This is a genomic window from Streptomyces vulcanius (genome assembly GCF_042653945.1).
Taxonomy (GTDB): Bacteria; Actinomycetota; Actinomycetes; order Streptomycetales; family Streptomycetaceae; genus Streptomyces; species Streptomyces mangrovi.
In genome coordinates, this window is the sequence record NZ_JBHSFK010000002.1 from 422,593 (window position 1) to 436,184 (window position 13,592).

The 13,592-nt window shown below is 71.3% G+C and carries 7 protein-coding genes and 5 pseudogenes; 6 read left to right on the forward strand and 6 right to left on the reverse strand.

The window, feature by feature from the left end; genetic code table 11:
- The first annotated feature begins 84 nt into the window (after window positions 1-84).
- Window positions 85-3,255, forward strand: coding sequence for an AfsR/SARP family transcriptional regulator (locus tag ACFPIH_RS04445; protein ID WP_381168361.1), 3,171 nt, complete (start codon window positions 85-87; stop codon window positions 3,253-3,255).
- Window positions 3,256-3,265: 10 nt separating this feature from the next.
- Here the strand turns inward: ACFPIH_RS04445 and ACFPIH_RS04450 are convergent.
- A pseudogene (locus ACFPIH_RS04450) lies at window positions 3,266-3,475 on the reverse strand (aldehyde dehydrogenase family protein); the annotation flags it as partial.
- A 61-nt stretch (window positions 3,476-3,536) separates the two neighbouring features.
- Window positions 3,537-3,863 (reverse strand): annotated as a pseudogene (locus ACFPIH_RS04455) (molybdopterin dinucleotide binding domain-containing protein); the annotation flags it as partial.
- A 2-nt stretch (window positions 3,864-3,865) separates the two neighbouring features.
- Here ACFPIH_RS04455 and ACFPIH_RS04460 point away from each other — a divergent pair.
- Window positions 3,866-4,036, forward strand: a pseudogene (locus tag ACFPIH_RS04460) (NAD-dependent formate dehydrogenase); the annotation flags it as partial.
- An 849-nt stretch (window positions 4,037-4,885) separates the two neighbouring features.
- Here the strand turns inward: ACFPIH_RS04460 and ACFPIH_RS04465 are convergent.
- Both ACFPIH_RS04465 and ACFPIH_RS04470 read right to left on the reverse strand, forming a co-directional pair.
- Entirely contained in the window at window positions 4,886-6,703 is a 1,818-nt protein-coding gene (locus ACFPIH_RS04465) for an ATP-binding protein (protein ID WP_381168363.1), read from the reverse strand.
- On the reverse strand, window positions 6,658-8,250 hold the full coding sequence (locus tag ACFPIH_RS04470; protein WP_381168365.1) for an AfsR/SARP family transcriptional regulator: 1,593 nt from the start codon (window positions 8,248-8,250) through the stop codon (window positions 6,658-6,660). The genes ACFPIH_RS04465 and ACFPIH_RS04470 overlap by 46 nt, the downstream gene beginning before the upstream one ends.
- A gap of 168 nt (window positions 8,251-8,418) precedes the next feature.
- On the opposite strand from ACFPIH_RS04470, the gene ACFPIH_RS04475 reads away from it, so the two are divergent.
- Window positions 8,419-9,180, forward strand: coding sequence for an SDR family oxidoreductase (locus ACFPIH_RS04475; protein WP_381168367.1), 762 nt, complete (start codon window positions 8,419-8,421; stop codon window positions 9,178-9,180).
- A gap of 150 nt (window positions 9,181-9,330) precedes the next feature.
- A pseudogene (locus ACFPIH_RS04480) lies at window positions 9,331-9,569 on the forward strand (nitroreductase/quinone reductase family protein); the annotation flags it as partial.
- Window positions 9,570-9,614: 45 nt separating this feature from the next.
- On the opposite strand, the pseudogene ACFPIH_RS56490 reads toward ACFPIH_RS04480, so the two are convergent.
- Window positions 9,615-9,743, reverse strand: a pseudogene (locus ACFPIH_RS56490) (tyrosine-type recombinase/integrase); the annotation flags it as partial.
- A 97-nt stretch (window positions 9,744-9,840) separates the two neighbouring features.
- Between ACFPIH_RS56490 and ACFPIH_RS04485 the strand changes: the two are divergent.
- Window positions 9,841-10,125, forward strand: coding sequence for a hypothetical protein (locus ACFPIH_RS04485; RefSeq protein ID WP_381168369.1), 285 nt, complete (start codon window positions 9,841-9,843; stop codon window positions 10,123-10,125).
- Window positions 10,126-10,293: 168 nt separating this feature from the next.
- On the opposite strand, the gene ACFPIH_RS04490 is transcribed toward ACFPIH_RS04485, so the two are convergent.
- The gene (locus tag ACFPIH_RS04490; RefSeq protein ID WP_381168371.1) at window positions 10,294-11,631 is read right to left on the reverse strand and encodes a hypothetical protein; all 1,338 of its coding nucleotides are present in this window, start codon (window positions 11,629-11,631) and stop codon (window positions 10,294-10,296) included.
- A gap of 383 nt (window positions 11,632-12,014) precedes the next feature.
- Here ACFPIH_RS04490 and ACFPIH_RS04495 point away from each other — a divergent pair, with 383 nt between their 5' ends.
- Window positions 12,015-13,325, forward strand: a complete 1,311-nt coding sequence (locus tag ACFPIH_RS04495; protein WP_381168373.1) for a diacylglycerol/lipid kinase family protein — start codon at window positions 12,015-12,017, stop codon at window positions 13,323-13,325.
- Window positions 13,326-13,592: the final 267 nt, after the last annotated feature.

The window sequence follows — 13,592 nt, forward strand, 5'->3', positions numbered from 1 at the left end:
ATGCCCCAGTGGTTTCGTGGGGGTCTGCGCGTATAGCGACCCGACCATTTACAAGCGGTGGCTGCACGCGGTCGGGGGGATGGAATGGTTGAGTTCCGCGTACTTGGGCCTGTCCAATTGACGGCGGAGGGGCGTCCGCTGCAGCTTGGCCCCGCCAAGCGGCAGACGGTCCTGGCCGTGCTCGCGTTGGACGTCGGACGCTCGGTGTCGGTGGACGCGCTGGTGGATCGCGTGTGGGACGAGGAGCCTCCCGCCGAAGCGCGCAACGCCCTCTACGCCCACATCACCCGGATACGGCAGACCCTGGCCGCCGCCCGCGACGGCTCGGGCAGCGATCGCCCCCGGATCGACCGGGGCGTCGGCGGGTACACGCTGGTGGCCGAACCGGACGCCGTGGACCTGCGCCGCTTCGAGCGGCTGGTCGAGGAAGCACGCGATGTCGAGGGTGAGCTACGGGCGGAGAGACTGCGCGAGGCGCTCGATCTCTGGCAGGGGACGCCGCTCGCCGGACTTAAGGGCGCCTGGGCGGCAGGTGCCCGCGAGAGCCTCGAACGCCGCCGTCTGAACGCCCTGGTGCTGTGGGCGGCGTCCGAAAGACGCCTGGGACGGCAGAGCGCTGTCATCGAGAGCCTCTACGACACGGCAGACCGCTTTCCCCTCGCCGAGTCGGTCGTGGGCGAGTTGATGCGCGCCCTGCACCAAGACGGCCGTACCGGGGAGGCGTTGGACTGCTACGCCCGGCTACGCCGACACCTGGTCAACGAGTTGGGCACCGAACCCTGCTCGGAACTGCGCCTCCTGCACCAGACCGCCCTCACCGGGAAGGTGCCTCCCGCGGCACCGGCGGAACCCCAGCCCCTCGCCGTACCGAATGTGTCGAGGCCGGCGCAGCTTCCCGCAAGTCCTCCCGGGTTCGTCGGCCGGCACGCCTCCCTGGACTGGCTCGACGAACTGCTCCAAAGACCCGGGGAGGACGACAGCGCCGCCACGGCGCCGATCGGAGTCGTCTGCGGGGCCGCCGGGGTGGGCAAGACGGCACTGGCCGTTCGCTGGGCCCACAGCAGGCGCGGGCACTTCGCGGAGGGACAGCTCTACGTCAACCTGGGCGGCTACGCGCCCACTCCGCCGCTGCAGCCGCTCGACGTGCTGATCCGGTTCCTCCGCGCCCTCGGGGTGCCGAACGAACAGGTGCCGACGGAGCATGAGGAAGCGGCGGCGCTGTACCGTTCGCTGCTGGCCGGAAGGCGTCTGCTGGTCCTGCTCGACAACGCCCGGGATCCCGAGCAGGTCCGTCCGCTGCTGCCGGCGACACCGGGCTGCCTCGTGCTGATCACCAGCCGTAGCCAGATGGCCGGGCTCGTCGCCCGTGAGGGTGCCCGGCGGCGCACTCTCGACGTGCTGACCGCCCCGGAGTCCCGGGAGCTGTTGGTCGAACTGCTCGGCAAGGAGCGCGTGACGGCCGATTCCGACGCCGGGGCGCAGCTGGCGGACCTGTGCGGCCGGCTTCCGCTGGCGCTGCGGATCGCAGCCGCGAACCTGGCGGATCGCCCGTATCAGAGCCTGCCGGACTACACCGCCATGCTGGCCGGCAGCGACCGGCTGACCGCGCTGGAGGTCGAGGGCGACGAACAGACGGCCGTACGAGCCGTCTTCGAGCAGTCGTACGCCGCTCTGGAGCCCGAGGCCCGCCGGTTCTTCCGTCTCATCGGCCTGGCTCCGGTGCCCGATCTGACCGTCGAGAGCACCGCGGCCCTGACGGGGACCGTTGTGGCCGAAGCCGCTCGACTGCTGCGCCGGTTGAGAGGCGCCCACCTGGTCGAGGAGCGGGCGTGGGGCAGGTTCGCCCTCCACGACCTGGTGCATCTCTACGCGATCGAGTGCGCGGAGAAGGAGGACAGCGCGGACGACCGGGCGCTGGGTGTCGTACGGCTGCTCGACCTGTACCTGGACGCCGCGGACGCCGCGGCAGGATTCGCGTACCCGGACAAGCTCCGTCTCCCGAGCCAGGCGGACAGTCGTACCACGGCGTTCCAGTCGCGGTTCACGGACCGGGAAGGCGCGCTGACGTGGCTGGACACGGAACGGCCCAATCTGGTGCGGGTGGTGCTCCATGCCGCTGAGCAAGGGCCCCGCTGGATCGCCTGGCGGCTTGCGGACACCTTGCGCGGATACTTCTGGCTCAGGATGCACACGGCGGAGTGGCTCACGGTGGCCGGCGCGGGCCTCTCGTCCGCGGAGGCCGAAGGCGACCTGCACGGGCAGGCCGCGGCGTTGCTCAGTTCGGGAGACGTCCATCGCTGCCTGAGCCGTTACCGCGTGGCGATCGACCACTACCTTCGGGCCCAGGCCACGAGCGAGGAGGCGGGATGGCTGGACGGCCAGGCCGCCGCCATCGGCAATCTCGGCAACACCTTCGAACGCGCCGGACGCCTACGAGAGGCTGCTGACACCCACCTGCGAGCCCTTGCGCTGGACCGGCAGTCAGGGCGTATCGCCGGACAGGCGGCTTCCCTGGCCAACCTCGGCAGCGTGTATCTGAGCGCCGGGCGGATCCGGGAGGCGGCAGAGACCCTGCCTCAGGCCTTGGAGCTGGACCGGGAAGTGGGCGCGCCCGGGAACGAGGCGATGGACCTGACCACCCTGGGCAGCGTCTGCCACGCGCTGGGCAACCACGAGGAGGCCCGGACTCATCTCGACCGCGCCATGGAGCTGCACCAGCAGTCCGGCGAGCGGGACTATTCGGGGGAGACCATACGATGCCTCGCCGCACTGGACTGCGACGCCGGCCGCCCCGTCGAAGCGCGCGAGGGGGCCCGGACCGCACTTGCCCAGGCACGTGAGAGCGGCAATCGGCGGATCGAGGCCGACACGCTGAACACCCTGGCTGACATCCACCGCAGCCAGGGACGTCGGCGCGACGCCGTGGACGACTACCGCAAGGCTCTGGACATCGCTCGCGCCACGGAGGAACGCCATCCCGAGGCGGCCGCTCTGATCGGACTGGCCACGGTGCACACCGCGATGGGCAGTCCGGAAGCGGCCGCGGACTTTGCGCGGCAGGCTCTCGTCGCGTCGCGCAACGCGGGATACCGGCTGAGCGAAGGACGAGCCCTCACGGCCCTGGCCGCAGCTTTGACCGGCGCCCCGGAGACCGCCCGGGAACAGGCCGAGCGAGCTTTGGCCATTCATCGAGAGACGGGATATCTCGCAGGTCAACAGGAAACGACGGCCCTTCTGGCGCGGCTGCCCGGATGACAGGCGTGCCTCACCCCGCCCGCACGATCGCCTGCACCTCGCTGTAGGCGTGCAGCGCGTACGAGCCGACGTCCCGGCCCACCCCGCCCGCTTGAAGCCGCCGAACGGGGCTGCGGCCCACCGTGTTCACACCGACGCCGCCGGCCCGGAGGCGTCGGGCCACCCGGAAGGCGCGGGACACGTCCGCCGACCAGACGTAGTCGATCAAACCGCGTCCTGACCTCGGCTGATTCGAGGCCAAACAGAGGGCGATTGCCTCTGACTGGCTCCGAGCAGCTCGGGTCGCCCTCGACGACGCCGAGCTTGTCGGCGTTCTCGGGGTGGATCTCCACGAACGGGCCGGGGTTGAGCTTGGCGACCTTGCCGGTGTTGGTCAGGGTGTGCCACTGGTGCTGGAGGCGGCCGGTGTTGAGGACGAACGGGTAGTCGTCGTCGGGGAGTTCGGAGGCGGGCAGATACGGTCGGCCGAAGAACTGCGCTCGTCCGCTTGCGGTCGGGAAGGCAAGGTGGGGGCGGGTGCCGTTCTCGCGCTCCAGCAGGGTCTGGCTGACGCCGTCGTTGAGGTAGCGGATCGGGTTGCGGTCCGGGCCGTCGGCGGCCGGTGCCGGCGACCCCGCACATCTCCGGCTCCTCCCTCTCCGCCCAGGCCCGCTACGCCGCGGGCACCCGCGAGATCCTGGAGAACTGGCTGGCCGGACGTCCGATCCGCGACGAGTACCTGATCGTCGACGGCGGCCGTCTGGCCGGAACCGGCGCGCACTCCTACTCGGTCAGCAAGTGAGCCGCGGAGGGCGCTGTCCCGCTCACCTCCAGCACACGCCGAAGACGTCCGTACGCCTGGGACCGCGTGCCGAGTCGAACCCGTTGCCAGCGACCCGGCCAACCAACGAACGGGCCGACGGCCCCGGCCTCGTGCGCACGCCCTGCCTCTTGACTGCCTTGTACGTGCAGGTCGACGACCGTTGAAGACCCCATGCTGGCGCACCTGCTGACCGCCGATGGGTTCACCGGCTGGGCCCGCACCAGGCCGAGATCGCCACGGAGCGGGAGCTCCTCGCCCGCCGTCCGCGCGAATGGACCCAGCCTCGACAAAGCCGTACAGACGGCCGAGGGCCTGGATCCCTGGTAGGGGCGGGGCCTTTGGCGCCCCCAAGAGGTCTGCGGTGCTCACCTCTTCGGTGAACCCAGCTGGCCTCAGCCGACTCCCCCGGCCCTCGTTCCCACAGCCTCGTGGAGCCCCCATGGGAACGTCATGGGAACGGAAGGTCATGTAAAGACAGGGAACGAGCGGACGGTAACGGAAGACCGCACGCCACTGAGCAGCAGAAACAGTAAATCTACGGAAAGGCCGTCACAGACAGGTGAGCCACTAGTGCCTCTCCTAAAGCGAGTGTCGCAGGTTCGAATCCTGCCGGGGCCCAACGTAATTACGCCGCTGACCTGGGGTTTTCTTCCCAGGGAGGCGCTCTGTTCGGCCTCGGACTCCTCGTGCGGGGCCGTTTGTGCGAGCGGTGTGTGACATCGACGGCAAAAGCGAGCCTTCGCTGAAGCCGGTGCGTCGGTCTTCGGCGGAGCCGCGGGCGGGGTGGAAATAGGGCTGGGCCTTCGTCGTCTGCTGGCTCCCGCAGCGTCACGGTGCCGCGTCCCGCGCGAACTCGGTGGTGAAGCCGGGATCGCCCAGGGCCGTACGGACGGCGGCCGTGATGCGGTCGACGTCGCCGCGTTCGGCCGGCGGCAGGGGTGCCCGCACGGAGGTGCGGGAGCGGGCGGCGGTGCCGAGGAGCCGGGCGGCGACTTCGGAGCGGCCGGCCAGGTGGTGTGCGCCTGCCAGGCCCTCCAGGGCGAGGGCGACGGCTCGTGGGTCCCCGGTGGTGCGGGCAGCCGTCAGGCCCTCGGCGTGGAGGTTCAAGGCGGCATCGTGGTCACCGCGGAGCTCGGCGATGAAGCCGAGTTCGGCGAGGATGAGAGCTGCACCGTTCGCGGCCTCGAAACGGCGGTTCCACTCCAGCCAGGTACGCAGGTAGGACTCGGCCTCTTCGAAGCGTCCCTGACGCCGGGCACCGAGAGCGAGGCCGACCTCGGCAAACTCCTGGGCGCGGTGGTCGGCGTGCCGGACAGCGAGCCGTCGGCCGTTGTGGTGGAGCCGCTCGGCTCGCGCGTGGTCGCCGTCGAGGAGGGCGATCCGGCCCAGTTCGGACCAGCGGACGGATGCCTCGGTCCACAGGCCCAGCTCCTCGGCGATGCGCAGACCGTTCTGATGCTCGGCCCCCGCGGACCGGTAGTCCCCCTTGATCTCCGCCAGCCTGCCCAGCACTCCGATGGCCTGCAACTGACCCCATTGGTCGCCGAGTTCACGGAAGAGGGCAAGGCTCTCCTCGGCATCGGACCGGGAAGCCGCCAGATCACCGCGTACGCAGCGCTGCACACCCCGTACGCTCAGAGCCGCCGCGATGCCCCAGCGGTCGCCCCGCGACCGGACTTCGGCCAGACTCCGGCGCACAAGTTCCTCACCGACCTCCATCGCGTCGAACATCGTCGCGGCATAGGCGAGGAACCAACCTGGGCCACCCCGGCCGATGTCACCGACGTCAGCCATGTCCTCGTACAGGCGCAGCGGCACGCGACCCACCCGCCCGGGACCCAGTGGGTCGCCCGACAGCAGGGTCATTCCCGCGTGCCACGCGGCCACATGGGCGCGGTCGCCACCGGATGTTCCGCTCTCCTGTCCCGCCGTAGCCGTCTCCGGGATGGCCAGCGCCGTGGCCATGGAGCGCTTGGCCTCCGTGAGTCGGCCTCGCAGGAACCAGTACCAGGCCATGGCCCGCACAAGGCGCCGGGCGAGCGGGGCTTCGCCCGTGGCGGCGGCGGTGTCGAGTGCACTGCGTATGTTGACCGCCTCGGCGTCGAGACACCGCAGCCAACGCTGCTGGTCACCGCCGCGCAGGTGACTCCCGGCCCGCTCGGCGAGCTCGGTGTAGTAGCGGACGTGTGCACGGCGCAGCTGGTCGTACTCGGTCGCGGGTCCGCTCCCGTACTCGGCCGGTACGGATTCGTGCGGCGGGTGCGCCCTCGTCACCCGCAGCTGTTCCAGGCAGTACGCGGCCACCGACTCCAGCAACCGATAGCGCGGATGCGGTCCTTCGAAGGCGCCAAGGCTCTGCGTGCCGTCGGTGACGACGACCAGCGACCGGTCCACCAGACGGGCCAGCAGGTCGACGACGTCGCCGGGCTTCACACCGCCCCCGGAGCAGAGCGCCTCGGCGGCGTCCAGAGTGCAGCCGTCGGAGTGGATGGCCAGGCGGAGCAGCACCGCACGCTCGGCGGCGGTCAGCAGCTCCCAGCTCCAGTCGATCACCGCTCGCAGGGTCTGCTGCCGCGCCGGGGCGTCCCGCCGCCCGCTCGTCAGGAGCCCGAACCGGTCGTCGAGCCGCTCGACGAGTGCGGCCACACCCAGGACGCGGAGCCGGGTGGCCGCCAGCTCACGGCGAGCGGAATGCCGTCCATACGGCGGCAGATGGTGGCTACCGCCTCGGCGTTGCCCTCGGAGAGGGTGAAGCCGGGCGACGCGGCGACGGCCCGCGCCACGAAGAGCCGGACCGCGCTCGACCGCATCACGTCCACGAGCGGGGCCCCCGGCGTCGGTACGTCCAACGGCGGGACCATCCAGAGATGTTCGCCCGAAATACCCAGCGGCTCGCGGCTGGTGGCCAGAACGCGTACCTCTGGCGCGGCCTGCAGCAACAACCCCGCCAGGGCCGCCACGGCCTCGATCACGTGCTCGCAGTTGTCCAGAACGAGCAGGAGCCGCCGGCCCCGCAACGCATCGGCCAACCGGTCCGCCAGGGGGTGCGGGCCGCCTGCCACCGACGGCGGCAGTGAGCCGGGACGGGCGTCGTCCCGGATGCCGAGCGCCACGGCCGCCACCTCCGCCAGTGCGTCCACCGCGGCGCCCGACGCCCCGGCCGAACGTGCCATGCCGGAGAGTTCCACCAGCCGCACCCCGTCCGGGAACAGCGCCGCGGCCTCCCCATGGTCAGCCGGTTCCGCCTCCCCGCCCGCGACCTCCAGCGCAAGGCGGGTCTTCCCGACCCCACCCGGCCCGGTCAGCGTCACAAGCCGCTCCTCCGCAAGCAACGCCCGTACCTCGGCCACGGACCGCGACCGCCCGATCAGGCCGGTGACCGGGACGGGCAGCTTCGCAGCAGGTGGATTCGGGCGGAGAGCCTCCGCCTGCGCGCCGTGGAGGATCACTGAGGCCTGGCCGGCCCGACTGAGGATCTCCCGCTGAAGCGCGGCCAGTTCGGGGCCCGGATCCAGGCCCAACTCCTCGGCGAGCAGGTGGCGCACCTCCTGGTAGACCTCAAGTGCCTCGCCGGGTCTGCCGCTGCCGTACAGGGCGCGCATGTGAGACACGCGCAGCCGTTCGCGCAAGGGGTGACGTTCGGTCAGTTCCCTGAGGTCGCCGGCCAACGGGCCGAACTCGCCGAGCTGGAGCCGGGCCTCGGCCTGCTCCTCCCGGACAAGGAGCCGTTGTTCTTCGAGCCGTGCCGCCGCCGCCCGGGCGAACGGTTCGTCCGCGAATCCGGCGAAGGCGGGCCCCCGCCACTGGGCGAGGGCCTCGGCGAACCCGGCGGCCCGCTCACGGGGGTCGGCGGCACTACGGGCCCGGTCGGTCAGCGTGCGGAAGCGCTCCGCGTCCACCGCGTCGCCGGGCAACCGCAGTTGGTACCCCGGCGGGCGATGCACCACCATGCCGTCTCCTCCGGCCGCCATCAGGGCCTTGCGCAGCCGGGACACCAGGGTCTGCAGCGCTGCGGCCGCGCGGGCGGGCGGCGTCTCGCCCCAGAGGTCCTCGACCAGCCGATCCACCGAGACGACCTGTCCGGGCGTCACCAGCAGGCCGGCCAGCAGGACGCGCACCTTCGCCTCGGGCACCGCCGCGAGTTCGCCGTCCGCTGTCCACACGGCCAGTGGTCCCAGTACCCCGAAGCGCATCGGTTCAGCGTACGTGCAGCACACGGACCGAAAGCGAGTGCCTGGCAACGGACCGAAAGCGGATCGCGGGCGGACCCGAAAGAGGATCGCGGGCGAACCGAAAGCGCCCTCCCGCACAGTCGTTCTCGCAACCTCGACCGGCCGCACCATCACCAACAGGGAGTCGTCATGAACAGGTTCACGGGCAAGAAGGCCGTCGTCACCGGTGGGACGCACGGCATGGGTCTTGCGATCGTCAAGGCACTGCTCGCCGAAGGGGCGGAGGTCGTCCTGACGGGCCGCAGCGAGAAGACCCTCGAAGAGGCGCGGTCGGAGCTCAAGGGCGAGGCGGCACACGTCGTACGTTCCGACGCCGCCAGCATGGCGGACATCGTCGCCCTCGCCGACCTCGCCCAGGAGAGGCTCGGCCGTGTCGACCACCTCTTCGTCAACCACGGCATCGCGGAGTTCGCCGAGCTGGCGGAGGTCACCGAGGCGTCCTGGGACCGGCACTTCGCCGTCAACACCAAGGGCTCATTCTTCACCGTCCAGGCGCTGGCACCGCTGATCGAGGACGGCGGATCGATCGTCTTCACCACGGTCGCCAACGACGTCGTCTTCCCCGGACTGAGCGCGTACTCCGCATCGAAGGAGGCCACGCGCGCCGTCGCCCACGTACTGGCGGCCGAGTTGCTGCCCCGGAGGATCCGGGTGAACTCGGTCGCTCCCGGGTTCATCAAGACGCCGACGATGGGAGTCGCCGGCCTGACGGAGGAGCAGCGCAGGGAGTTCGAGCGGCAGGGTGACGAGACCACGCCTCTCCAGCGCAGCGGCACGGTCGAGGAGGTCGCCGCGGCCTCGCTCTTCCTTGCGGCCGACGCGACCTTCACCACCAATGTCGAGTTCGCAGTCGACGGAGGCCTCGCCCAGGGCCTCGTTGCCGCTCACTGAGTCGCCCGGTCCTGACCTGGAGGTTCCTTTGCCCCTGGAGAGTCCTATGCAGCGCAGGACGCGGTAATCGAGAGCCCCGGCCCCTCGGTGGCAGAGCACGTACGTCGCTGTGTCGCAACCGACGGCGCCAGCGGCTACCGGGAAGGCGGGATGACCCATCTCGTCCTCACCCATCCGGGCCGGAAGACCGGCAGGCACTACCGGACCGGCCTCTTCTACGGGGAGGACGCCGGCCGCTGCATCCTCGTCGCCTCAGGCTCGGCCGTCACCCACACGCACCCCCAGTGGTACCTCACCTGGCGGCCTGTCCGGAGGTGCGGGTCCGGATCCTCGCCGACCGGTTCGACACCCGCGCCCGCACTGCCGAGGGTGCGGGGCGGGAGCGACTGCGGCGGCTGATGACCAGGTTGGCTCCCGTCTGCTGCACGTACGAGGCCAAGAGTCGGCGGACGGATGTCCTTCAGGTCGGCCCCGGCCGCATGGGCCGGCGTTGCGGCACCGTGGCGCAGGTCGTGGAGCCGGACCGGCGGGAGACCGGTCTCCTCGTACGTATCTGCAACCTGTCTCCAGGTGGTACAGCCGACGGCTTGGACCACCTGGCCGGCGCCCAGGGTTCCTGGTCGGGATGCGAGGTCGTTCCCCCCGGTGGATGGTGGAGTCATGAACCAGCACCACCACCAGTCCCATCGGACGATCGCGATCGACACCCGGCTCGTCACGACCGGTGCCGTGCTCACCGCGGCCGGTGCCGCGGTGGCATGCGTCGGCATGGCCATCGGGGCCTTCGCCGTGTTCACGGCGGGTCGGCGCATGATCCGCGACATGGACGTGCCCCCGACCCAGCAGGCGGCCGTGAAGTGGCAGCAGGCCAAGGAGGCGTCCCGAGCGGGCGTGCGGGCGTGGCAGTCCGCGTCCGACGTGCAGAACGGGTCGCTCGCCCGCTAGGTCGGGCGAAGCCGCTCCACCGGCACCGGACCCAGGGCCCGGTGCCGGTGGAGCGATGCCTGCATTCCGGGACCACGCGGGTTCTCCGTAGGCCGATGCGGGGCCGGGATCACAACGGTAACCGGGCTCGGCGCGTCCGCCCGGGTGGTGATGCTGGTGGCGAACCGTTCACTCGCCGCCCTCCGGCCGCTGTGCCACCCGCTCGGCGGCGGTGGTGGCGCGGCCGGTGGCGGCGAGGAGGGCGAGCAGTGCGAGTACGGCCAGCAGGATGATGACCAACAGCAGGATGGTCAGGGCCGTGGGGTGGTTCCAGAGCGCGAAGACCAGGGCCACGATCAGCAGGGCGGCCAGGGCGATCCACCGGCGGTGGGCCTGGGTCCAGGTGCCCACCCGGCCGGTGCGGACCTGGTGGGCGTAGGCCCACTGTGCCGCGGAGCCCGCAGCGCGCTCGGACGTGCCCCGGATGGCGCGTGGCAGCCGTCCGGGACCGATCAGGTAGGCGCCCAGCGCGATGACCAGACCAAGCACGATCGCCGTGCGCAGGCTGACCCTCAGGAAGTGCAGCAGGGTGTCGAAGACGGCCGCCGCGGCGGCCTCCGACTGGACCTGGGGCGGGAGGTGGTCCAGGTAGTAACGGCGGGCGACGACCAGGACGATGGCCACGACCAGGCAGGCGAAGGCCGCCCCGAGAGCCGTACGGGCCAGGGCCCGGCGCCGCCGGTGGGCCAGCAGCACGCCGCACGCGCCGATCACCACGACGATCACGGGAAGCCAGTTCCCGATCACGTCCAGCAGGTGGGCGCCCTTGCGGATCTTCTCCAACTGGTCGGACTGGAAGAGCACCATCTGCTTGTCGACCTCGGGGATCTTGGCGGCCGGGGACACCCCGGCGTCCACGAGCGCCTGTTTGACCTGGTCGACGGCTTCGCCGACGTCGAGGGTGACCGTCCCGCCGTCCACGCCCACGGCGCCACGGCCCTCGCCGGTGAGCGCGTGCACGACCGCGGCGTGGGCGTCCCGGTTGGCGTTCGTCCAGATCCGCTCGAAGCGGTCGCTCTGTACGAAGCGGGTGGCCACCTTCTCGACCGTGTCGTTGACCGCGGAGTCGATTTGCGGGCCCAGCCCCTTCAGGGACTGCGCGGCGCGGGGTGGCAGGCCCTGCGACTGCAGCCAGGCGGCGATGTCCGAGGCGGCCTGGGTGCCGTCCACCCGTACATCGGCGGCGTGGGTGATGCGTTTGACCGCCGCGTCCTCGATCGCCGGATCCGAGGCCAGCGGCGAGACCGTTTCCACGTACCGGTCGGTGTCCAGTGCGATGTCGTGCACCCACACGGTGAGCAGCGCGACCGGCACCAGGATGCAGGTGAGCACGATGAGTACCGCCGAGGCGGTGTTCCGCGTGATCCGTGCGGCCGCCGAGCCGTGCTTGGACCCGCTCCCCGCCGCGTCACCCGCGCCCGCTTCTGGGGCGGCCTCGGGCTTGGACGGCTCGGGCGAGCTGGTCATGGGTGCTCCAGGACTCCTGGGGGATCGGTCTGCCTCTATTTCCGCCGCTTTACGGCGAGATGGCCCGCCAGGTGGGCCGTACGGGCGAGACACGGTCAACCGCCCTGGAGTGGTGGCGCCGGCCCGCAGTCGACATGAAGGCTCGGCGGCGATGGAATCCCCGCCGTGTTGGCGTGTCGATCGATTCGAGCGGGGGATCGCCGCTGTGCGTCGTACCGCGGCGGCGGCGAACATGCGGCGCACACCGCCGGGTGGTGCAATGGGCGGTGGTGGCGGTGCCGGCGGGGGCCCTTGGGTGCCGTGGCTGTGGACGGTTGGGATCGCCTCTGGACGCGGTGCCGCGTACCGTCGCGGCGGCCGTGCCCCGGCCGGCAGGAGGTTCCATGCACAGGGACTCCGGGGCGCGTGGTCGCCTCGTACGGCGTTGGTCCGCACGGCTTGCCCTCGTGGCCGGGCTCGCTGCGGTGGTGATCCTGCTGGTGTTCGCCGGGATCAGGAGCATCGCGCTCCTGGGCGCGGGGCTGGCCGGGCTGGCCGTGTCGGCGGCGAGCCTGTGGTGGGCACTGACCCTGCGTGGAATCGGCAGACTGCTCGCCTTCACCCTGGCCGCCGTCGCCCCGCTCGCGGTGCTGGCGCTCTACGCGTGGGCGGAGCTGCTGTGGGTCGTACTGGTCTCCCTTGCCCTGTGGGCCCTCGGGGTCTTTGCCGGCGGAGCGGCACTCAGCGGGGACGGCGCGCCGGCCGGGCCCCCGGAGACGCGGACCGCTCCTCCCACGCGCCCCTTCCTCATCATGAATCCACGATCAGGCGGTGGAAAGGTGGGGAGGTTCCACCTCAAGGAGAAGGCCGAGGCGCTCGACGCCGACGTCCTCCTGCTGGACACGGCTCATCAGCAGGACGTGGTCGCGCTCGCCGACAAGGCGGTCGAAGACGGCGCCGATCTTCTCGGAGTCGCGGGCGGTGACGGCACCCAGGCCCTGGTCGCCGCAGTCGCCGCCAGGCACGGCATTCCCTTCATGGTGATCTCGGCCGGAACCCGCAACCACTTCGCCCTCGACCTCGGCCTGGACCGGGAGGACCCGTCGACCTGCCTGGACGCGCTCACCGACGGCGTCGAAGTCCGCGTCGACCTCGGCTTCATCGGTGAGCGAGCCTTCGTCAACAACGCGTCCTTCGGCACCTACGCAGCCGTGGTGCAGAGTCCCGCCTACCGCGACGACAAGGTCCGCACCATCCTCCAGACACTTCCCGACCTCCTGACCCACCGACGCGGTCCCCGGCTGGCCGTCCGCGCCGCGGACACGACCGTCGACGGACCCCAGGCGGTGCTCGTCAGCAACAACCCCTACCGGATGGGCGACCTCGCCGGCCTCGGACGCCGTGAGGTCCTGGACTCAGGTGCCCTCGGTGTCCTGGGCGTCAACGTCGACAGCGCCGCGCAGGCAGCCGAGTTGCTCGCGGGGAAGCACGCGCCCGGCCTCACCACCCTGACCGCCCAGGAGGTCGTCATCGACGCGGACGAACCTACGATCGAGGCCGGGGTCGACGGTGAGGCACTGACCCTGCCGACGCCCGTACGATGCACGATCCACCCCCGGGCCCTGCGCGTACGGGTACCGCGCCACCGCCCCGGCGTGCCCCGGACCAGGGCCCCCATGGACTGGCGGCGGCTACGGAAGCTGGCCCTGAGCTGACAGGCCGTCCCGAGTGCATGAACCCCAGGCGGCCTGTCCCCGGTCGGAGGCGGCTCGGATGCGGGATCATCGGCGAGACTCCAGCATCCGGCCGTAGCGGATGGGTACGAACTCCCGCAGCCGGGCGGCCGACTCCGCCTCGATGATGTCCAACGGGTCCGGTCGACGATTCGCCTGCGGCTGGTTCTCCGGGTGAGCAGCGTGCCGCGAATCCGCCCGCGTGGCCCGACCCACGGCTGTGCCTCCGAGGGGATCCCTCCCGCGCGA